The following is a 20,240-nucleotide window of genomic DNA, read 5'->3' as shown; positions in this document are numbered from 1 at the left end:
ACCCCTTCTGCACGCAGCAGGGGGATAATGGAGGCCCACGCCGGGCCGGTCGCCGCCATGAAAGAACTCACCCTGGACTCTGCTGTCGCCACGCTCCGCGCCGGCGGCGTGATCGCCTACCCGACCGAAGCGGTCTGGGGCCTGGGCTGTGATCCCTCGCAGGAAGCGGCAGTGCACATGGTGCTGCGGCTGAAGCAGCGACCGATCGAGAAAGGCATGATCCTGGTCGCGGCCGAGCTGGCGCAGCTGGAAGGCTGGGTGCGCCTGCAGGCGCTGCCCGACGCCCGCCAGCGCGCGGTACTGGCCAGCTGGCCCGGCGCCAACACCTGGATCCTGCCCGCTGGCCCGCGCGCGCAGCCCTGGGTCACCGGCGAACACAGCGGCATTGCGGTGCGCATCAGCGCGCACCCGCTGGTGGCCGAACTCTGCCGCGCCTGGGGCGGCCCGCTGGTCTCCACCAGCGCCAATCTGGCCGGCGAACCACCGGCGCGCAGCCGCGAAGAGCTGGATCCGCGCCTGCTGCGCCTGCTCGACGGCATCCTTGACGGACAGACCGGTGGCCTGGCCCAACCCACCCCCATACGCGACGCGCTCAGCGGCAACGTGCTGCGCTCCTGAGCCGCCGATTGCACTGCCGCGGACAATCACGCACGCTGCCGCCATGAGCCTGCTGCGCGCCACCTTCAGCCTGTGCCTGCTGCTGCCGTGGACGGCGTCCGCAGCCGAAGACGTGCGGGTGTACCGCTGCGTTTCCAGCAACGGGGCCGTGGCCCTGCAGGACACGCCCTGCAACAGCGGCCGCCAGCAGGTTCGCGACCTGCAGCGCCCGCGCGATCCCGCTCCACGGGTGGTGCGCAGTGATGCCCCGCCTCCGCCGCCCGGCGAAACCCCGGTCATCCGCGAGCGCGAAGTCCGCCACGTCTACATCCAGCCGCCGCAGCCGATGTACGAATGCGTGAGCGATGATGGCCGACGCTATACCAGCGACAACAACGAAGGCAATCCGCGCTGGGTGCCGTTGTGGACCAGTGTCTGGCTGCCACACGCCCATCACGGCCCGGCCTACCCCGGACCGCGCCCGGCCACCGGCACGCCGATCGGCGAAGGCGCGGGTTATCGTCCCCCCTCGATCGGCATGGGCGTGCAGGTTCCGGCCGGCAGCGTGCTGGTCCGCGACAGCTGCCATGCGTTGCCGCCGCAGGAAGTCTGTGCGCGACTGCGTGATCGCCGCTGGGAACTGGATCGCCGGTACAACAGTGCGCTGCAGAGTGAACGCACCGCCATCAGCAACGAACAGCGCGGCATCGATGCGCGCCTGTCGCGCGATTGCGAACGCTGACCGCAGCAAGCCGCCGCAGCCTGTACGCTGTACGCATGAACCGAGTGATCTGGCTGCTCCTGGTGCTGCTGCCTGGAAGCGCATTGGCCGAAGAGGGCGTGATCTACCGCTGTACCTCCAGCAGCAGTGACATCCCTACCCTGCAGCGCACGCCATGCCCCACTGGCAGCAAGCAGCAGGTGCTGCGCATACCCGGCAAGGGCAACGCGCAGCCGGCCGCCGCTGCCCCTGTGGCCGCTGAACCTGCCCCCACCCCGGTGGAAACACCCGCGCCGCTGCCGGCCAACCCGGGTGTTGCGCCTGCGGCCCCAGCGAAGGCACGACGCGCGGACGAAGGACGCACGATCATGGAAGCAGGCATGGCCGAACACGAAGGAGACGACCAGATCCTTGACAGCGCGACGCTGCGTCGCGATGCCGAGGCCCGTGCTGCTGGAAGTGACGGTTCACCGAAGCCGCCGCTTCCTCCTATCTTCCAGTGCACCGACAGCCAGGGCGGCGGCTACCTGTACGAGTACGAGGCTGCGCCAGGTCGCTGCGAGCTGATGACAGTACAGGGCCTTGGCGGAGTGACGCCGGTGAATGCCGCCAGCTGTGAAGTGGTGCGCGATCAGTGCGAAGCGCTTCCCGAAGCGCAGCGCTGCGGTGCCTGGCAGCAGCGCTTCCGCGATGCCCGCGGCCGGGAGCGCTTCGCCGCGCCCGAGAACCGCGACAGCGCGCGCAAGGAGCGCGAGCGGTTGCAGGGTGTGCTGGAGGCCAGCAACTGCCCGGTGCCGGGGTGACAGCGGCGGCATGGCCGCACCTGCCCATGGGGTGGATCTGTTGTAGAGCCGAGCCATGCTCGGCTGCCGTTGGCGGAGTGCAGCCGAGCAAGGGCTCGGCTCTACAGCAGAGCGATCAGAACCCGTAGCGCAGGAATCCACCATCCACCGCGATGCACTCGCCGGTGACATAGCTGGCCGCCGGCAGGCACAGGAAGCCCACGGCTGCAGCTACTTCCTCCGGCTCGCCGATACGACGCATCGGCGTGCGATTGATGACTTCCTCGTAGTAATCCGGGTCCGACAACGGGCCGGACGTGCGCCGGGTACGGATGTACCACGGTGCCACTGCGTTGACGCGGATGCCATCTTCGGCCCACTCGACGGCCAGGTTGCGGGTCATCTGGTGCATCGCCGCCTTGGTCATGCCGTAGACCACGCCACTGCGCACATGGGTCAGGCCGGACACGCTGCCGACGTTGACGATGGACGACGACGCGTGGCGTGCCAGCAGCGGATGTGCGTAGCGCGACAGCTCGAACGCCGAGAACAGGTTGGTCTCGAAGATCTTGCGCCACTCGTCTTCGGAGTACTCGGTGGCCGCCTTGGTGACGTTGCCGCCGGCGTTGTTTACCAGGATATGCAGGCCATCGCTGTGGTCCTCCACCCAGTCCAGGATCTGGCGGCGGTCCTCGTCGTCGGAAACATCGGCGGCCAGCGCATGCACCTGCATCTGCGGATACACATCCAGCAACTCGTCGCGCGCGGTCTCCAGCATGTCGATATCGCGGCCGACGATCATCAGGTCGGCACCGAACCCGGCCAGTTCATGCGCGATGGCCAGGCCGATGCCGGCACTGGCGCCGGTGATCAGGGCAGTCTGGCCGTCCAGCCGCCACCGTTGCTGGGTCATGAGTCCTCCGGGGCCGCGCCCGCTGTGTTTCGATGCAACAAGGATACGCGCTCACGGTCGCCCCCTGCCGAGGATGCGACACTGCCCGCACGCCCATCACGGAGTGCCGCCATGCGCATCCTGGTCCTGTCCACGTCCCTGCTGGCCACCGTGCTGCTGTCCGCCTGCCAGCGCCCGCCAACGCCGAACCCGGAGAAGCCACCGGTGCCCAAGGCGATGGCGCGCGCGATGCAGGAGCCGCTGGACCGCGCCAAGGGCGCGCAGAAATCCGTCGATGACGCCGCTGCGGGCGAGCGCAAGGCCGAGGCCGACGCGACGCAGTGACCTGTGGGGTCAGAACCCTTTGCGGGCAAAGGGATCCGACCCCACCAACGAGAACGCCCGGCCGAAGCCGGGCGTTTACAGTAGATCCACGCCATGCGTGGATGTGCTCCGGTCAGAACCCGCAGAAGCAGTACGCCAGCGCCTTCACCGGTGCGCCATTGCCCTTTTCGCGGGCCGCGTTCTCGACAAAGCGCAGCTGCGTATCCACTTCCGGCATCGTGCGCGCCAGCAGCATCCGCGCCATGCCCGAATCGGACAGCATCCAGGCACCAGCGCGGCTGCCGGCGAAACCGCTGACGAACTGCGCGAACGGCGTGGCCGCCTTCTCGATGTAGCGCACGCGATAAGCGTCGGCCTTGCCCAGCTTGGCACGGCTGGCGGCGTCGGCCACGGCATCCTTCAGCCCACCGAAGGCATCGACCAGGCCACGTTCCTTGGCCTGCGCACCGCTCCACACGCGGCCACGGGCCACTTCGTCGACGGCCTCGACAGGCTTCTTGCGGGCGTCGGCGACGCGACCGGTGAAGTCGGCGTAGCCCTTGTTGATCACCGACTGGATGACCTGGCCCACGGCCGGATCCATCGGCCGGGTGACATCGAACGCACCGGCGAAGCGGGTGGTGCCGACGCCATCGGTGTGCACGCCGATCTTGTCCAGCGCGCGGCTGAAGTTCGGCACCATGCCGAAAATGCCGATCGAACCGGTGATCGTCGACGGATCGGCGTAGATGCGATCGGCGTTCATGCTGATCCAGTAGCCACCGGAGGCGGCCAGGTCGCCCATCGATACCACCACCGGCTTGCCGGCGGCCTGCAGGGCGACCACTTCACGGCGGATCTGCTCGGAAGCGAACACTTCTCCGCCCGGCGAATCCACGCGCAGCACGACCGCCTTGACATCGTCGTCGTCGCGCGCGGCACGCAGCAGCGCCGACGTCGATTCGCCACCGATGCGGCCGGCCGGCAGGTCACCGCCGCTGATCTCGCCGGACGCCACCACCACTGCCACCTGCGGACGGTTGTCGACCGGGTTGCGGCGCGCATCAAGCTGGCCCAGGTAGGTGCCGAAGTCGACGTTGCGGAAGCCACCGTCGGCATCTTCGTCGGCCACGCCGCGCTCGATCATCAGGTCCTCGAACTCTTCGCGGGTCTTCAGCGCGGTCACCAGCTTCTGCTGCAGGGCGAACTTGGCCAGATCACCACCAGCAGCAGCGATGCCTTCCGGCAGCGTATCGATGCCGGCAGCCAGCTGTGCCGGATCCAGGCGACGGGCCTTGGCGATGTCGCCCAGGTAGCGCTGCCATACGTCGTTCATCCAGAACAGGTCGGCTTCCTTGGAGGCCGGCGACGCCGCGTCGAGCACGTACGGCTCGGCTGCGGACTTGTACTCACCCACCTTGAACAGGTGCACGTCCACGCCCAGCTTGTCCTGCAGGCCGGTGCGGAAGTACTGGCGGTAGCGGCCCAGGCCCTCAAGCACCACCGAACCCATCGGGTCCAGGTAGACCTCGTCGGCCTGTGCGGCCAGCAGGTACTGCGACTGGCCCATGCTCTCGCTGTAGGCCACCAGCTGCTTGCCGGACGCACGCAGGTCCTGCAGTGCCGCAGCCACTTCACGCAGCGAGGCGAAGCCCGAGGGCTGCAGCTTGTCCAGCTCCAGCACCACGCGCTCGATCTTCTTGTCTTCCTTGGCCGACTCGATCACCCGCAGCAGGTCGCGCAGCTGGATCTCTTCGGCACCGTTGTCGCCCACCGCCTTGGCCAGCGCGCGGCTGACCGGATCGGCGCTGAACTGCTCGACCAGCCGGCCTTCCGGCGCGATCACCAGGGTGGTGCGGTCCTGCAGCGACTTGCTGGCACCGGCGCCCATGCCTGCGGCGATGACGAACATCACCAGCAGCAGGAACAGCAGGCCGAAGAACACCAGGTTGAGGATCAACCGGCGGGTGAAGTTCATGACGTCCCACAGCCCGATGAAGAAACTGGCGACGGGGTTGCGACGCGCCGGGGGCAGCGGGGGCACGGGGTGATTCATGGAACGCTCCGGATGGCTTCTTGCCGTGGTGCCAGCATAGCCGGTGCCGCGTGATGCGGCATCGGACACAAGTCAGGGGATCGCCCGCCACGGGTGGCCGGGGCGGGGCGGAAGTTCAGGACAGCATCGACTGGCCGATGCGCAGGCTGCTGCGCCGCAGGCGCCAGCCCATCAGGATGGCGGCGGCGGTCAGTCCGACGATCAGGCCGATCCACATGCCCTGCGGGCCCATGCCCAGCCCCAGGCCGAGCCCGGCGCCCAGCGGCATGCCCAGGCCCCAGTACGCGAACATGGCGATGAACATCGGCACACGGGTGTCCTTCAGGCCGCGCAGCGCGCCGGCCGACAGCACCTGGATGCCATCCGGGAACTGGAAGGTGGCCGCGTACAGCAGCAGCGTCGAGGCCAGGCCGGCCACCGCCAGGTCGTTGGTGTAGACACCGACGATGGCATCGTGGCCGAACAGCAGTACCGCCGCCGACAATGTCTGCGTACCCATGATGATCGCGTAGCCGGCCCAGGCCGCGCGCCGCACGCCGAAGCCATCGCCGCGGCCGACCGCATGGCCGACACGCACGGTAGTGGCCTCGGCCACGCCCATCGGAATCATGAAGCACAGCTGGGCGACGTTGATCGCGATCTGGTGCGCAGCCGCTTCATTGGCACCGAGGCGGCCGATCAGCAGCGCGGTGACGATGAACAGGCCGCCTTCCATCAGCACGGTGATGCCGATCGGCAGGCCGGTGCGCAGCAGGTCCCAGATCGCCTTCCAGCGCGGCCCTTCGAAGTGCGAGAACAGCTGCAGATGGGCAAAGCGCCTGGTCCGCCGCAGATACAGGGCGAATGCGGTTGCCTGCAGCCACATCATCACCGCCGAGGCGATCCCCAGGCCTTCGGCGCCCAGTTCCGGGAAACCGAGCTTGCCATTGGCCAGCACATAGCCCAGCGGCGCCAGCACCAGCAGGCCACCGAAGCCAAGCAGCATGGTGGGCAGTGTCCAGTGCATGCCTTCGCTGAGGTAGCGCATGCAGAAGTACAGGGTCAGCGCCGGGCCGCCCCAGCGCACCGCATGCAGGAACGCAGTCGCCCCCGGCACGATGTCCGGTGCGATGCCGAAGGCCGGCAGCAGCGGCGGCACCACCGTAAGGAAGGTGAACATGATCAGGCCCAGGCCCAACGCCAGCCACAGCGCCTGTCGGAACAGCGGGCCGATCTCGCGCTCGCGGCCAGCGCCGTGCAGCTGCGACACCGAGGCGGTGAGCGAGATCAGGGTGCCGATCGGGATCAGCATCGGCAGCCACAGCAGGGCGGTACCGATGGTCACCGCAGCCAGCGTCGCGGTGGCGTGGTGGCCGGCAATCACGTTGTCGACGAAGGAGATCAGACCGGTGGACACATGGCCCAGCACAAGCGGCAGGGCGAGCAGACCGGTAGCGCCGACTTCCTTGCTGAAGCGCGGCGTGGAGGTTGCAGTAGACATAAGGTGCTTGACGCGAACTACGGTTGCGCGCGAAGGGCACAGGCACCGGGTTGCGGCCGGTCATCTTACGCGCCCGGCGCGCGCATTCCCATGACATGGGGTGAATGCTGGGTTCCGGCTGCCCCAAGCAAAAAGGGGACGGAGGGGATTAAGTCGTATCTGGCCAGTCAGTGCCGAATGCGACTTAATCCCCTCCGTCCCCTTTTTTACTGGCCCGCTTGGCGCTTGAGCCAGCTGTCGCGTTCGGCGGCCGGCACCGCAAGGAAGGCGCTGCGCACGGCGTCGCGCTCCTGCGGCGGCGTACGCTGCGCGACCAGGGCCAGCTGGGCCAGCTGCGCCGGGCTGAGCTGACGCAGCACGGCCAGCGCGGTCTCGCGCTGCTCCGGAGGCACGAAGCCGAACAAGCCATGCAGCTTTGGGAATTCCAGGCCCAGTTGCGGGCCCAGCCGCCACCCGTCGCGGAACGCCTGGTCCTGATCGCCGAACTGCTGTCGCAGACGCTGCTGCTGGTCCGCGGGCAGCGCATTGAATCGCGCAGCGGCCTGGCGGATGCGCTCGCGCTCTCCTTCCGGCAACGCGCGCCAGGCGGCGTAGTCGGCACGGCGCTGGCGCTGCTGCTGCGGATCGAGCTGGGCAAAGCCAGCCGGTGCCGCGGTCGAAGCCGGCGGCACGGCCGGGGTGGCCGGCGATGGCGGCGGCAATGGCACGTTCAACGATTGCGGCGCCGCAGACAGGGACAGCGGCAAGGCCAGCAACAGGCTGGCGAACACGGACTTATTCATCGGCGGCGGCGGTTTCCAGCGTGGCACTGGCCGGCTCCGGTCGGCTCGGCTTGGCTTGCGATTCGTCCACCGGCAGCGGACCGCCCGCGGCGGTCCATGCGTACAGGTCAGCATGGGCAACCAGCGGGTAGTCGCGATCGGCCAGCATCGCTGCGTCGTCATTGGCTTGGGCATGCGTTGCATCCGGCGTGGCGTCGACCTTGCTCGGTGGCAGGGCTTCCACCGTCACCGGACCGGCCTCGCCCACGACGCCTTCCGGCAGCGGCGCATCGTTGCCGAAGGAACGTCCCTGCAGGTAGCGCCAACCCAGCGCAGCGGCCAGCAGCACCGCCACGGTTACCAGCAGGATCAGCGGACCACGCCAGCGCGGCTTGGCGCCCGTACGACGGCGCTTGCCATGGGCGGCCGCGCGCTCGTCCCGCTGCGGTGCTCGCCAGCTGGAGGTCGGCGCTTCATTGTGGGCGGCGGGTGCCGCCGGCTGCTGAAGCTGCTGCAGGCGCGTGGCCGGCAGTTCACGGATACGCGCCTGTACCTGTTCGGCCAACTGGCGCCAGGCCGCGGCATCGGGCTGGCCCTGGGCATCGCGCGGGCAGGCATCGGCCAGCAGGTGCTGGTAGCCGGCCTCGTCCTGGTCGAGCACGCGCGTGGCGATGCTCTCGTCCAGGCTGCCGCCTACCCGCAGCAGCAGCGCCAGGCGCGGCAGCGGCGACATCGCAGCCAGCGCGGCCAACGGTGGCGCCCATTGGCCACCCACCGGCTCGCGCAGGGCCTGGCGCTGGCCCAGCAGGGTCCAGAAGCGGGTCGGCCACTGCGCCATCGGCAGGTCGCTGGCAACGGCCGCGAACGCGCGCATCACTGCCACCAGGGTCTGTTCGGCGCGCGCGGCATCGCCGCACTGCAGCTCAGCCACCACCAGGGCGCGGCGCTCGACGCCACGCAGGAACGCCGACAGCGCGCCGGCCGCGGTCGAGGAAACAGGGGCGGGCACAGCCGTCATCGGTCACTCCAAAGGTCTGGGGGAATGATAGCGGCAGGCAATCGACGCCCGTAGGACTTGCGCCCACGGATACTTCGTGCTGCAGGTTGTGCACAGCACCACGCTCCCGGCGCGGGAAACTGCGGCAAGCAGCTGAATTCACTCTGTTTCAGCAATGTTTCACACTTAAACTGTTGATTTTGAATAGTTTTTAAGTGTGGCTATTTTTTGACCAACCCAAGCGTGAGCTCGTCGCCATCGGCCTCCTGCGTTCCCGTCGACCGGTAACGCACAACGTTATCCACAGAACATGTGGATAAGCCTGAATCTCCAATGGACACCGATATTTAGGTGACATTTATGATTCAACGGGCGCCGCTCCGCCGTCTCCCACCCCGCCATTCGCGCGCGCATGGCCCGGTACACTGGCCCGATGCTTTCACCGATTCCGACCCTGCAGGTCGCCCTGCCCGTCCCCCTGCCCCGTCTGTTCGACTACCTGTCGCCGGAGGGCGATGGCCCCACGGTTGCGGTCGGCTGCCGCCTGAAGGTGCCGTTCGGCAACCGCGAGCTGGTCGGGGTGGTGGTGGGGCACGGCCAGACCGACGACGGCCAGGGACTGCGCCAGGCGTTGGCCTGGTGCGACCCGCAGCCGCTGCTGCAGGGGGAGCTGTGGCAGAGCCTGCAATGGCTGGCGCGTTACACCCACGCACCGCTGGGCGAGGTACTGAGCACCGCCCTGCCAGGACCGCTGCGTCATGGCGAAGCCCTGCCCGACACCCACCACTGGGGCTGGCAGTTGACCCCCGAAGGCCATGCCCAGCGCGGGAAGCTGCGCGCCGGCAGCCGCCCGCGGCAGTTGGCCGAACTGCTGGCCGGGGCCGTGGTGGATGAGGATGTACTGGGCGAACGCATGGAGGACTGGCGCACCGCCGCGCGCAGCCTGGCCAAGCGTGCGCTGGCAGAGCGCGTGGCGATGACGGTGGCACCGCAGCATGCGCAGCCGCTGCCCGGCCCCACCCTCAACCCGGACCAGGCCGAAGCGGTGGCCGCCATCAACGCCGCCGAAGGCTTCCAGCCCTTCCTGCTGGATGGCGTGACCGGCAGCGGCAAGACCGAGGTGTACCTGCAGGCCATCATCCACTGCCTGGCGCAGGGCAGGCAGGCGCTGGTGCTGGTGCCGGAAATCGGTCTGACCCCGCAGACCCTGGCACGCTTCCGCGGCCGCCTTGGCATCGCCGTGCACGCATTGCATTCGGGGTTGAACGACAACGAGCGCGCGCGCGTCTGGGCTGCGGCTTCGCGCGGCGAGGCACGGGTCATCGTCGGCACCCGCTCGGCGGTGTTCACGCCATTGCCGCAGGCCGGGCTGCTGATCATCGACGAGGAACACGACGGCAGCTACAAGCAGCAGGACGGCATCCGCTATCACGCGCGCGATTTCGCTCTGGTCCGGGCCAAGGCGCTCGGCATTCCGGTGCTGCTCGGCAGTGCCACGCCTTCGCTGGAAACGCTGCATAACGCCTACGCCGGGCGCTACACCCACCTGCGCCTGAAGCAGCGTGCCGGTGATGCGCGGCCACCGCGTGTGCGCATCCTCGATGTGCGCAAGCGGCCGCTGCACGATGGCCTCTCGGCTGATGTGCTGGCCGGCATCGACGAGCACCTGCAGCGCGGCCAGCAGGTGCTGGTGTTCAAGAACCGGCGTGGCTACGCGCCGGTACTGCTGTGCCACGACTGCGGCTGGACCGCACCGTGCAACCGCTGCGATGCACCGATGACCGTGCATGGCGGCGGCCGCCGCCTGCAGTGCCATCACTGCGGCGCGCGACAACCGGCACCGCTGGCATGCCCGGCCTGCGGCAGCCTGGCGCTGCAACCGCAGGGCATCGGCACCGAACGCCTGGAAGAGCATCTCACCGCGGCCTTCGCCGACGTCCCTGTGGTGCGCATCGACCGCGGCACCACGTCACGTCGCGATGCACTGGAACAGCAGCTGGCGAGACTGGGCGACCAGCCCGGCATCCTGGTCGGCACGCAGATACTGGCCAAGGGCCACGACCTGCCGAAGCTGACCCTGGTGGTGGTGGTGGGCATCGACGAAGGCCTGTTCTCCGCTGACTTCCGCGCCAGCGAGAAACTCGCGCAACAGCTGATCCAGGTGGCCGGTCGCGCCGGGCGCGCACGTGACCCCGGCGAGGTCTGGCTGCAGACCCATCACCCCGGGCATCCGTTGCTGGAAACCCTGGTCAGCGGTGGTTACCACCCGTTCGCACAGGCGGAGTTGAACCAGCGGGAAGCCGCAGGATTCCCGCCATTCGCGCACCTGGCGCTGATGCGCGCCGAAGCGCAGCACGTGGAGCATGCCAATGCGTTCCTGCTGGCCGCACGACAGTTGCTGGGCGAGCAGGACGTGGTCGAGGCCTACGGGCCGATGCCAGCACCGATGCCACGCCGCGCTGGCTACCAGCGTACGCAGCTGCTGCTGTCTGCCATGCAGCGGCCGCCACTGCATGGCGTGCTTTCGCAGCTGGTGCCACAGCTGTACGCGCTGCCGGAAGCACGCAAGGTGCGCTGGTCGCTGGATGTGGATCCAACGGACCTGTATTGATCCCGTAGAGCACTGCCGAGCATGGCTCGGCACTACCGTAGAGCCGAGCCATGCTCGGCTGCGTTTCAGCACCGGGCAGTGCTTACGTCAGCGGCGACATCACGCCGCGCTGGTAGGCCGGCCGCTCTCGCAGGCGGGCGTACCACTCGGCCAGGTGCGGCAGTTCCGGCCGCTGGATCGGCAGCTCGTACCAGGCGTAGATCAGCGAGCCCAGCGGAATGTCACCCATCGCGAACTTGTCGCCCGACAGCCACGGCTGTTTGGCCAGCGTGGCATCGGCCATCGCCAGGTAATCGCCGGCGCGCACGATCGCGGCATTGATCCGCGATTCGTCCCGGTCGGCCGGGGCGGTGCGCATGATGCCCCAGATCAGGTCGCTGTACAGCGGCGCCATCCGCGAGGTGCTCCAGTCCATCCACTTCTCGGCCTGGGCACGCTCCATCGGGTCTTCGGCGTACAGCGTGCCCAATGCGTAGCGTGCGCTCAGATAGCGCACGATGGCGTTCGATTCCCACAGCGGCAGGCCATGGTCTTCGATCACCGGCACCAGGCTATTGGGATTCATCGCCTGGTACTCCGGCGTCTGCGTGCCGCCGTGGCTGCCACCGACTTCGATGGATTCATACGGCAGGCCGATCTCCTCGGCGCACCACAGCACCTTGCGGACGTTACTGGAATTGCGGCGGCCCCAGATCTTCAACATGCGGGTTTTTCCTTGCTGGCAATGCGAGCGGCAACGATACGCCTGATCGGGTGGGGTGTGTGCGTGCCGGATGCGGGATCTTGCATCCAGCGTTGCCGGCCAGCGGCCGGCACTACCGGTTCTTCTTCGGCAGCGCGCGCACGTAGGATGACTTGCCGTCCTTCTTCAGCTCGAACAGCCCGATCGCTGCCAGCAGATCACTGAGCTTGCCGTAACCGTAGTTGCGCGGATCGAACGACGCCTGGTTGCCGATCTGGCTGCCAACCGGCCCCAGATGCGACCAGCCGTCCTCGCCCTCGGCCGAGGACACCGCGCGGCGCAGCATCTTCACCAGCCGGGTATCGCTGCGCATTTCCGCACCGCTCTTGCGTGGCCGGGCATCGTCGTTGGCCACAGGCTCGTTCGATGCCTGTTCGCTGGACGCCTGTTCGGTATCCGGCACGCTGGCATGGGTCTGGCCCAGTGCTTCCAGGTAGGTGAATTTCGAGCACGCGTTGACGAACGGCTCGGGCGTTTTCTTCTCGCCGAAGCCGTACACCTTCACGCCATCGGTCAGCAGGCGCATCACCATCGGAGTGAAATCGGCATCGCTGGAGACGATGGCGAAGCCATCAAGGTTGCGTGCGTACAGCAGGTCCATGGCATCGATCACCATCGCCATGTCCGAGGCATTCTTGCCCTTGCTGTAGGCAAACTGCTGGATCGGGCGGATCGCATATTCGTGCAGCACCGCTTCCCAGCCCTTCAACCGCGGGCTCTTCCAGTTGCCGTAGGCACGGCGCACGTTGGCCACGCCGTAGCGGGCGACTTCGGCCAGGACCTCGTCGATCTTCGAGGCCGGCGCATTGTCGGCGTCGATCAACAGGGCGATGCGCTTTTCCGGTTCGCTCATGGGCTCCTCACGGGCGGTTGCCTGAACCCGAGTATCGCCGATCCGGGCAGGCGCTGACGTGACAGGTGGCCGCCGTGCGAAGATGCCAGGCGCTTCCCCCGATGCCCCCACTGGAGTGAGTCGATGAGTCGCGAGCGCGTTCCCCACCTGGTCGTTGTCGGCGGCGGTTTTGCCGGTCTCTGGGCCACCCGTGCCCTGGCCCGCGAGCGCATACGCATCACCCTGGTCGACCGCCGCAACCATCACCTGTTCCAGCCGCTGCTGTACCAGGTGGCCACCGCCGGCCTGTCCGCACCGGATATCGCCGCACCGCTGCGCCACATCCTCGGCCACCAGCGCAATGTGGAAGTCCGCCTCGGCGAAGTGGTGGCCATCGACAAGCAGGCGCGGCAGATCCGCATGGCCGATGGCAGCACGCTGGACTACGACAGCCTGCTGCTGGCCACCGGTGCCACCCACGCCTACTTCGGCAACGACCAATGGGCCGATGATGCGCCCGGCCTGAAGACGCTGGACGATGCCATCGCGCTGCGCCGCAAGCTGCTGCTGGCGTTCGAGCGTGCCGAGGCCGAACCGGACCCGGCAAAGAAGGCGGCGTGGCTGAGTTTCGCCGTCGTCGGTGGTGGTCCCACCGGCGTCGAACTGGCCGGCACGCTGGCCGAGATCGCGCGCCACACGCTGCGCAACGAGTTCCGCCACATTGATCCGGCCAGTGCGAAAGTGCGGCTGATCGAGGCCGGGCCGCGCGTGCTGTCCTCGTTCCCGGAAGTGCTTTCGCTGAAGGCGCGCCGGCAGCTGGAAAAGCTGGGCGTGGAAGTGCTGACCGGCACCCCGGTGAGCGACATCGACAGCCAGGGCTTCACGCTCGGTGACCAGTTCGTGCCGGCACGCACGGTGGTGTGGGCCGCCGGTGTGGCCGCTTCACCGCTGGCGCGCACGCTGGAGGTGCCGCTGGACCGCGCCGGGCGCGTGCAGGTGCAACCCGACCTCACCCTGTCTGGCCACCCGGAACTGTTCGTGGCTGGCGATCTGGCCGCGCTGAACCAGGCCAATGGCAAGCCGGTGCCCGGCGTTGCCCCTGCCGCCAAGCAGATGGGCAAGTACGTGGCCGAGGTGATCCGCGCGCGCCTGCACGGCAAGCCCGAACCCGGCCCGTTCAAGTACGCGGACTACGGCAACCTGGCCACCATCGGCCGCATGGCCGCGATCGTGCACCTGGGCCGACTGCAGCTGTCGGGCGTGCTGGCGTGGTGGTTCTGGCTGGCCGCGCACGTGTTCTTCCTGATCGGCTTCCGCAACCGCATCGTGGTGCTGCTGAACTGGGCCGTGGCGTACTGGAGCTACCAGCGCAGCGCGCGCATCATCTTCGGTGATGACCGCGACGACCGGCGGCCGAAGCGGTAGGGCTGCACGCAGCGGGGTCGGATCCCTTTCCGCAGGAAAGGACTCTGACCCCGTCAACACCCTCCACGCATGGCGTCGGATCTACCGGTTCATCGGGGCACCGGACACCCACCGTTTCGCCCCGGTCCGGCAGAAGTCCTCCTTCCTCGCGGTGTCGGCAATCTGCGCGGTACTCCAATGCCGGGTGATCCAGATCGTCAATGCGGTACTACTGAGATGCCAGCGCAGCATGCCGCGCTGCGGTTGCCGCCACAGGTGGCGCCGGGCAATCCAGAAGGCCTCACGCTCAACTTCAGGCACCTTCTTCATCACGTCCTTGTCGAAGAACTGGGCGGTGAAGCGCCAGGGGTTCATCGCGTGGTATCCCTCCCGTGGCTCACTGCTGCACGCAGCCACACCACTGGGCACACGGTCGGCCGGCTTCGGCCGACCGCCTGCCAATGCCAGCCCGAGCAGGTACAGCAGGCCAGGCAACAGCGCGATGCCGGCGACCAGCACGACGACGGAGATCCATGCTTTGCCGGCGGCGCGCATCGTTCACGGCGCCTTCGGTTTCGGGTACCACAGCGACGACAATGACCGACGGTCGTGCTGAAAAGCAAAGGTGGACATCCGGGTCTCCAGCGCTTGGCGCGGAGCGATCATCGCATGGCCCGGCAGCCCATCCACGCATGGCGTGAATCTACAGAACCCGGAGCCGAGCGTGGGCTCGGCTCTACAGAAGCGCAGGATCCGGGGCCTGCAGCCAGGCCAGCTTGCGTTCGCGCGGCTGCTGCTTGAGCTGCCATTCGGCCCGTGACGCGGCGGCCCGGTCCGGGTACTGGCGCACGGCCAGCACGCGCAGCGGCGGGCGGGCCCGGGTGTAGCGCGCGCCCTTGCCGGCCTGGTGGGCGGCGAAACGCGCATCCACATCTGTGCTGATGCCCGCGTAGTAGCTCCCGTCGCGGCATTCGAGCAGATACAGGAACCAGGGGCGGAGGGACGGGGCCATGCCCGGATTATGCCGTGCTGCACTGCAGCGGATATACTGGCGCCCGAATGCAGGAGAGAGGCGCCGCGCTGGCGCCCGCCGAAGGCGCAGGCTCCCATGATCGCTCAGGCCGGTGGGCTGGAATCCCACCAACCATGCATTCGACTCGCCGAGCTGGAGAGAGGTCACCGGGCACGCCCGGGACGATCCGCCGAAGGGGCACGCGGCCTACGCCGCTGAACTCTCAGGCAAAAGGACAGCGGGAGCGGCACCGGTCATCGTCATCCCGTCATTGCGCAGGCAGTGGCGGTAGTCGCGCATGGCCGGCCCCACCGCGCCCGGAGCCTGTCCCATGCTGCTGTCCATCATCTACCTGATTGCCATTTCCGCCGAGGCCATGACTGGCGCACTGTCCGCAGGCCGCCGCCGCATGGACCTGTTCGGCGTGGTCATGATCGCCTGCGTCACCGCCCTCGGCGGCGGATCACTGCGCGACATCCTGCTCGGCCACTATCCGCTGGGCTGGGTGAAGCATCCCGAGTACCTGGGCTTCACCGTATGCGCGGCGCTGATCGCCACCTGGGTGGCACGTTGGATGCACCACTTCCGCCGCACCTTCCTGGTACTCGACGGCCTGGGCCTGATCGCCTTCACCCTGATCGGCTGCTCGATCGCGCGCGAAGCCGGCCATGCGATGCCGATCGTGCTGATCGCCGGCATGCTGACCGGCGCGTTCGGCGGCGTGCTGCGCGACATCCTCTGCAACGAGGTACCACTCATCTTCCAGAAGGAGCTGTACGCGATCATCGCGCTGCTGACCGGCGCGGCCTACCTGTTGCTGCTGCACTGGGGCGTGGCCGACGCCACCGCGATCCTGTGCTGCCTCGGCGGCGGCTTCGCGCTGCGCCTGCTGGCGATCCACTACCGCTGGGAAATGCCGAAATTCGTGTACCACGACGAAGTGCATTGAAGTTCGCGTTCTCCACGTCGCCCAGCGCTTGTTGCCGTGTTGCGTTGGGACGCTGTCTCCAGCGCCGCGGCGCCCATCTGGTCCCTCAGTGGCGGACCACGAATCCCCCCGAGCGCCCACTGGACGGCGCCCGCAGCTCTTCATCGAATGCATCCTTGATCGCGTTGATCGCCGCGCCGCGCTCCATCCCGCCACTCACGACCAGAGCATCTGCGACATGCTGGGCGACGTCTGCCAGGATGCGTCCCCACGCATGCTCCTCTCGAATGCCAGGACGATCGCCATACAGGCCAACGTTCAGCGAAGCATGCAATCCCCGTTCGGCAATCCACACGCGGATCATCTCGATGGAATCCTCATCGCGCTGTGCGGCTTCTGGAATGATCAGTTCTTTCATGGCTGCGGCCACCAAACAGGAAGTGGCATTGTGACGTGACCTGGAGCGTACGTGGAGCGGATCTTCTACAAAGCCCCGCGCTTCGCGGGCTCGACGCTACATGAAGGCCCCATCCATCGTTCTCACCACCCCGGCGATGTACCTGGCGCTGTCGCTCATGCGCAGCGCCAGGCGCATCGCCGGTGCAGATGGGCCGGTCTCCAACTCCGACCGGCCCTGATCGCGGCCGCACCCCCGCAGGCGCTGGCCGCCATCCACACACGTGCCGCACTCAAGCGGCTTCGGACACCTTTACGTCGCGACGGGCACGCACGGCCGCAGCCAGTCGCTCCAGCACCGTCACCGTGGTATCCCAGTCGATGCAGCCATCGGTGATGCTCTGGCCGTAGACCAGCGGCTGGCCTTCCACCAGTTCCTGGCGGCCACCGACCAGATGGCTCTCGATCATCACACCCACGATGCGCTGTTCGCCGTCTTCCAGCTGAACGGCGATGTCGTCGATCACCTTCGGCTGGTTCTCCGGATTCTTCAGGCTGTTGGCATGGCTGGCGTCGATCATCAGGCGCGCTGGCAGCTTGGCCTTGGCCAGCACCTGGCAGGCCTCGGCAACACTGCCTGCGTCGTAGTTCGGCTGCTTGCCGCCGCGCAGGATCACATGGCAGTCGGGGTTGCCGGTGGTCGACACGATGGCGGTGCCGCCCTGCTTGGTGACCGACAGGAAGTGATGCGGATTGGACGCAGCACCCACCGCGTCAGCGGCGATCTTCACGTTGCCATCGGTGCCATTCTTGAAGCCGACCGGGCACGACAACCCCGAGGCCAACTCGCGATGCACCTGGCTTTCAGTGGTGCGTGCGCCGATCGCGCCCCATGCCACCAGGTCGGCGATGTACTGCGGCGAGATCACGTCAAGGAACTCGACACCGGCCGGCAGGCCCAGCTTGTTGATGTCGCGCAGCAGGCCGCGTGCGATGCGCAGGCCCTTGTCGATCCTGAAGCTGCCGTCCAGGTCCGGATCGTTGATCAGGCCCTTCCAGCCCACCGTGGTGCGCGGCTTCTCGAAGTACACGCGCATGACGATTTCCAGCTCGCCGGCCAGCGCATCGCGCAACGGCTTCAGGCGATGCGCGTACTCGATGGCGGCTTTCGGGTCGTGGATCGAGCACGGGCCAACCACCACCGCCAGACGGTCGTCGCGGCCGTGCAGGATCTGGTGCAGGGCCGCGCGCGAGGCGCTGACGGTGTCGGAGGCTTCGTCATCGCAGGGCAGCATCGCCAGCAGCTGGGCAGGCGGTGTCAGCGGTTCGATGGTGCGGATACGCAGGTCGTCGGTGTGCGGGGGCATTGCGGGAGATCTCCGGAACGTTGGGGGTCCCCAGCGTGGCGGCATGAAAAAAGCCGCCAGGTTCGCTGGCGGCTTTCGGGAATGCGTCTGAAGCTTTCTTCAGGGTGAGCGCAGTCCTTCCTCCGCCAGTGGCTTCGGAAAGTAATACCAGTAAAAACGGGTAGCGGCTGCGTTCATGGGATCTATTGATAGCACAGCTTTTTCGCAGTGCAAAATGTTTCATCCGCAACTGGGACGCTGCCCGAGCGCAGCGGCGGGCTATCGGCTGCCATGCACTTCAACGTCCAGCAGCAGGCCTTCGTGGATATCGGCCCAGCGCTCCAGCACCCGATCCAGCTCCTGCCGGGCCTCGTCCAGCTGCTCGGGGTTGAGCAGGGAGCGTGCGGTGTAGAGGTCGGAGACCAATCGACGCAGGGCCGATTCCGGGATGGCCACCGACGGGTTCTCCTGCCCCGGCAACTGCAATGCCGGGCACTCGCCAAGCGGACCGAACAGCGTGACCTCGAGCTTGCTCTGCATGATCAACGTCCCTGCGGATGGACATGGGCAACGCACTGTTTACCGTGTATCGGTGACAGGCGCATGTGCCGCCCATGCCGGGGATCGCAGGCCGCCGCCGTACCACTAGAGCGCGGCCAGGTCGGCCAGATGCTGGCCCATGCTGTTCACCTCACCGATGGCATGGGTGGTGGTGAAGTAATCATGCCAGCCGGTGGCGGCGATCCCGGCCACCAGCGTGTCGGCCGCTTCGCGGCTGGCGCAGTGCCAGACCGCATAGAACTGCTCGCCGCTGCCATGCGGCACGTCGGTAGCAATGCGGCCCATGGCCAGCGGCCTGATGCTTTCCGGGTCGAAACGCTGCATGCCCTCGCCGATGCGGGCGAAGAAGGCGGTGCGTTGTCCGGGCGAGAGCGCCGTCCAGGCGGGGGTGGCGGTGTAGAGCTCGATGAAGGTGTGGGGCATTGCGGTTCTTCCTTGAGGTTCATGGGATTGCCGGCCAGCGGCCGCCATTACCGCAGTGATCGCATGGCGCGTTTGCGGATGTAGGCGTTGGCATCGCTGTGGTGCTCGCGTTGCCAACGTGCGCACAGCCCACGCAGCCATTGCGGCTGCGTCTTGCCGGCATCGTTGAGCCAATTGCCGACGGAGTCCTGCACATAGCGCTCGGGGTCGTCGGCCAGCGCGTCCAGCAACGGCATTGCGTGTTGGGGCTGCTGCTTGAACAGCGCGATATGCGTAGCCCAGACGCCCCGGGGACGCAGCGCCTCGCAGGCGAAACGGCGCAGGTACGGCGATACTTCCTGCGTCCACGGTTGCAGGTACCCAAGCGCCTGCAGCGGTGCAGCAACGATGTCCGCGCGCAGTGCCAGCCAGGCCCATTCGCGCACGCCGAAGTGCGGGTCATCGGCCAGCGTTCGTATCGCCTGCAGCTTCCCTGCCAGGGGCGTGCCGGCGTCACTGCCGATCAGGTAGCAGGCCCAGCCACGCACCGTATCGGAGGCGTGGCCCCGCCACTGCGCGGGATCGCCCTGTCCGCTGTCGCGCAGCAGGCGGGCGGCCAATGCCATGCGCTGGGTGATGCCCTTGCCTGCGGCGTCGCGCATGCGTTGCAGTGCGTCCGGTTCGAGCACAGGTGCCACGACGTGCAGCAGTTCGGCGAAATCCACCGCCAGGCACTCGGCCAGGTGGGTGGCGGCGACGCGACCGGTGCTGAGCGCACGCAGGCGTTCGGCCGCAATGGGCGCGCTCATGCAGCGGATTCCCGCCCGGCATCGGTGTGCTGCCAGACCTTGTGCAGCAACCGTGAAAGCTGCTGCTGTTCGTCGGCCTCCAACCCGTTGAACAGGCCCCCGATCCACTGCGTGTGCTGCTCGAACAGCGCCTCGGCGAGGCGTGTCCCCTGTGCGGTCAACACGATCCGCAGGCGGCGGCCATCTTCGGCATCGCCGTGGCGCTGCAGCAGGCCTTCGCGCTGCAGGCCGTCGAGCAGGCCACTGATGGTGGCGCGGGTCACGCCGGCACGCTCGGCCAGCTCATGCGGCGGCAGCGAGCCACCGGCCCCGTGCAGCAGGAACAACACGATGAAGCGGCCTTCGCTGAGGCCATGCGGTGCCAGCCGTGCGGCACAGTCGTGGTCGATGGCGGCAGACAGTGACAGCAGTTGGAAGCACAGGCGCAGCTGGGCCAGGTTTACCTCGCCGCGGCGCGCAGCTTCCTTGAGCAGAGCGGTGTGTTTTGCTTCCAGCATGCCGGCCACCATGTGATTAGGCGCCTAATCATAATCGATTTTCGCCCATGGAACCACGCTGTGCGGAGCATGCGGGGCCGGGTCCGGCCA

Annotated in this window: 22 protein-coding genes and 2 riboswitches; of the genes, 7 read left to right on the top strand and 15 right to left on the bottom strand. The window is 67.7% G+C overall.

The window, feature by feature from the left end:
- Nucleotides 1–27: 27 nt before the first annotated feature.
- The 3 genes from tsaC to AC5P8C_RS06930 are packed head-to-tail and all read left to right on the top strand — an operon-like array spanning nucleotide 28 to nucleotide 2,121.
- On the top strand, nucleotides 28–618 hold the full coding sequence (gene tsaC, locus AC5P8C_RS06940) for an L-threonylcarbamoyladenylate synthase type 1 TsaC (protein ID WP_019660786.1): 591 nt from the start codon (nucleotides 28–30) through the stop codon (nucleotides 616–618).
- 43 nt (nucleotides 619–661) lie between these two features.
- Entirely contained in the window at nucleotides 662–1,339 is a 678-nt protein-coding gene (locus AC5P8C_RS06935; protein ID WP_495218486.1) for a DUF4124 domain-containing protein, read from the top strand.
- A gap of 35 nt (nucleotides 1,340–1,374) precedes the next feature.
- The gene (locus tag AC5P8C_RS06930; RefSeq protein WP_495218485.1) at nucleotides 1,375–2,121 is read left to right on the top strand and encodes a hypothetical protein; all 747 of its coding nucleotides are present in this window, start codon (nucleotides 1,375–1,377) and stop codon (nucleotides 2,119–2,121) included.
- Between the two features lie 115 nt (nucleotides 2,122–2,236).
- On the opposite strand, the gene AC5P8C_RS06925 is transcribed toward AC5P8C_RS06930, so the two are convergent.
- Nucleotides 2,237–3,013 carry an SDR family oxidoreductase gene (locus tag AC5P8C_RS06925; protein ID WP_019660789.1) on the bottom strand — a complete coding sequence of 259 codons (777 nt, stop codon included), beginning with the start codon at nucleotides 3,011–3,013 and terminating at the stop codon, nucleotides 2,237–2,239.
- Between the two features lie 111 nt (nucleotides 3,014–3,124).
- Here AC5P8C_RS06925 and AC5P8C_RS06920 point away from each other — a divergent pair, with 111 nt between their 5' ends.
- Entirely contained in the window at nucleotides 3,125–3,337 is a 213-nt protein-coding gene (locus AC5P8C_RS06920; RefSeq protein ID WP_058978748.1) for a hypothetical protein, read from the top strand.
- Between the two features lie 112 nt (nucleotides 3,338–3,449).
- Here the strand turns inward: AC5P8C_RS06920 and sppA are convergent, their stop codons facing one another.
- The 4 genes from sppA to AC5P8C_RS06900 all read right to left on the bottom strand — a co-directional run bounded on the left by sppA (nucleotide 3,450) and on the right by AC5P8C_RS06900 (nucleotide 8,631).
- Nucleotides 3,450–5,372, bottom strand: a complete 1,923-nt coding sequence (gene sppA / locus AC5P8C_RS06915; protein ID WP_134730050.1) for a signal peptide peptidase SppA — start codon at nucleotides 5,370–5,372, stop codon at nucleotides 3,450–3,452.
- Nucleotides 5,373–5,487: 115 nt separating this feature from the next.
- Nucleotides 5,488–6,852 (bottom strand): MATE family efflux transporter, encoded by a 1,365-nt coding sequence (locus AC5P8C_RS06910; protein ID WP_495218484.1) that lies wholly within the window; start codon nucleotides 6,850–6,852, stop codon nucleotides 5,488–5,490.
- 206 nt (nucleotides 6,853–7,058) lie between these two features.
- Nucleotides 7,059–7,634, bottom strand: a complete 576-nt coding sequence (locus tag AC5P8C_RS06905; RefSeq protein WP_019660793.1) for a DUF3106 domain-containing protein — start codon at nucleotides 7,632–7,634, stop codon at nucleotides 7,059–7,061.
- Nucleotides 7,627–8,631 (bottom strand): hypothetical protein, encoded by a 1,005-nt coding sequence (locus AC5P8C_RS06900; protein ID WP_495218483.1) that lies wholly within the window; start codon nucleotides 8,629–8,631, stop codon nucleotides 7,627–7,629. The genes AC5P8C_RS06905 and AC5P8C_RS06900 overlap by 8 nt, the downstream gene beginning before the upstream one ends.
- 412 nt (nucleotides 8,632–9,043) lie before the next feature.
- Here AC5P8C_RS06900 and AC5P8C_RS06895 point away from each other — a divergent pair, with 412 nt between their 5' ends.
- The gene (locus AC5P8C_RS06895; RefSeq protein WP_026347105.1) at nucleotides 9,044–11,221 is read left to right on the top strand and encodes a primosomal protein N'; all 2,178 of its coding nucleotides are present in this window, start codon (nucleotides 9,044–9,046) and stop codon (nucleotides 11,219–11,221) included.
- Between the two features lie 82 nt (nucleotides 11,222–11,303).
- On the opposite strand, the gene AC5P8C_RS06890 is transcribed toward AC5P8C_RS06895, so the two are convergent.
- Nucleotides 11,304–11,924, bottom strand: coding sequence for a glutathione S-transferase family protein (locus AC5P8C_RS06890; protein ID WP_019660796.1), 621 nt, complete (start codon nucleotides 11,922–11,924; stop codon nucleotides 11,304–11,306).
- Between the two features lie 112 nt (nucleotides 11,925–12,036).
- Complete coding sequence (locus AC5P8C_RS06885) at nucleotides 12,037–12,816, bottom strand: NYN domain-containing protein (protein WP_010481148.1); 780 nt, start codon at nucleotides 12,814–12,816, stop codon at nucleotides 12,037–12,039.
- 123 nt (nucleotides 12,817–12,939) lie between these two features.
- Between AC5P8C_RS06885 and AC5P8C_RS06880 the strand changes: the two genes are divergently transcribed.
- A complete protein-coding gene (locus tag AC5P8C_RS06880) occupies nucleotides 12,940–14,220 on the top strand; it encodes an NAD(P)/FAD-dependent oxidoreductase (RefSeq protein ID WP_233653679.1) in 1,281 nt (426 codons plus the stop codon).
- An 81-nt stretch (nucleotides 14,221–14,301) separates the two neighbouring features.
- Here AC5P8C_RS06880 and AC5P8C_RS06875 read toward each other — a convergent pair whose 3' ends face one another.
- Both AC5P8C_RS06875 and AC5P8C_RS06870 read right to left on the bottom strand, forming a co-directional pair.
- Nucleotides 14,302–14,754: a hypothetical protein gene (locus AC5P8C_RS06875; protein WP_495218482.1), complete on the bottom strand. Its 453-nt coding sequence runs from the start codon at nucleotides 14,752–14,754 to the stop codon at nucleotides 14,302–14,304.
- A gap of 181 nt (nucleotides 14,755–14,935) precedes the next feature.
- Nucleotides 14,936–15,211: a GIY-YIG nuclease family protein gene (locus AC5P8C_RS06870; protein WP_019660799.1), complete on the bottom strand. Its 276-nt coding sequence runs from the start codon at nucleotides 15,209–15,211 to the stop codon at nucleotides 14,936–14,938.
- Between the two features lie 40 nt (nucleotides 15,212–15,251).
- A riboswitch (glycine riboswitch) is annotated at nucleotides 15,252–15,341 on the top strand.
- 13 nt (nucleotides 15,342–15,354) lie between these two features.
- A riboswitch (glycine riboswitch) is annotated at nucleotides 15,355–15,458 on the top strand.
- Nucleotides 15,459–15,542: 84 nt separating this feature from the next.
- On the opposite strand from AC5P8C_RS06870, the gene AC5P8C_RS06865 reads away from it, so the two are divergent.
- Complete coding sequence (locus AC5P8C_RS06865; protein ID WP_005411215.1) at nucleotides 15,543–16,160, top strand: trimeric intracellular cation channel family protein; 618 nt, start codon at nucleotides 15,543–15,545, stop codon at nucleotides 16,158–16,160.
- A gap of 85 nt (nucleotides 16,161–16,245) precedes the next feature.
- Here the strand turns inward: AC5P8C_RS06865 and AC5P8C_RS06860 are convergent, their stop codons facing one another.
- The 6 genes from AC5P8C_RS06860 to AC5P8C_RS06835 form a co-directional block, all read right to left on the bottom strand.
- Complete coding sequence (locus tag AC5P8C_RS06860) at nucleotides 16,246–16,557, bottom strand: DUF5076 domain-containing protein (protein WP_019660800.1); 312 nt, start codon at nucleotides 16,555–16,557, stop codon at nucleotides 16,246–16,248.
- A 271-nt stretch (nucleotides 16,558–16,828) separates the two neighbouring features.
- Nucleotides 16,829–17,902, bottom strand: a complete 1,074-nt coding sequence (locus AC5P8C_RS06855) for a 3-deoxy-7-phosphoheptulonate synthase (RefSeq protein ID WP_495218481.1) — start codon at nucleotides 17,900–17,902, stop codon at nucleotides 16,829–16,831.
- Between the two features lie 258 nt (nucleotides 17,903–18,160).
- Complete coding sequence (locus AC5P8C_RS06850) at nucleotides 18,161–18,421, bottom strand: hypothetical protein (RefSeq protein ID WP_058978775.1); 261 nt, start codon at nucleotides 18,419–18,421, stop codon at nucleotides 18,161–18,163.
- A 105-nt stretch (nucleotides 18,422–18,526) separates the two neighbouring features.
- Nucleotides 18,527–18,865: a DUF6616 family protein gene (locus AC5P8C_RS06845; protein ID WP_180877924.1), complete on the bottom strand. Its 339-nt coding sequence runs from the start codon at nucleotides 18,863–18,865 to the stop codon at nucleotides 18,527–18,529.
- A gap of 47 nt (nucleotides 18,866–18,912) precedes the next feature.
- The gene (locus AC5P8C_RS06840; RefSeq protein ID WP_233653677.1) at nucleotides 18,913–19,653 is read right to left on the bottom strand and encodes a DNA alkylation repair protein; all 741 of its coding nucleotides are present in this window, start codon (nucleotides 19,651–19,653) and stop codon (nucleotides 18,913–18,915) included.
- Complete coding sequence (locus AC5P8C_RS06835) at nucleotides 19,650–20,150, bottom strand: MarR family winged helix-turn-helix transcriptional regulator (protein WP_026347106.1); 501 nt, start codon at nucleotides 20,148–20,150, stop codon at nucleotides 19,650–19,652. The genes AC5P8C_RS06840 and AC5P8C_RS06835 overlap by 4 nt, the downstream gene beginning before the upstream one ends.
- Between the last annotated feature and the right edge of the window lie 90 nt (nucleotides 20,151–20,240).

The organism is Stenotrophomonas sp. YJH_SMC_46 (assembly GCF_059370315.1).
Note: the sequence above shows the minus strand (reverse complement) of the source record. Positions and strands in the feature narration are given on the sequence as shown.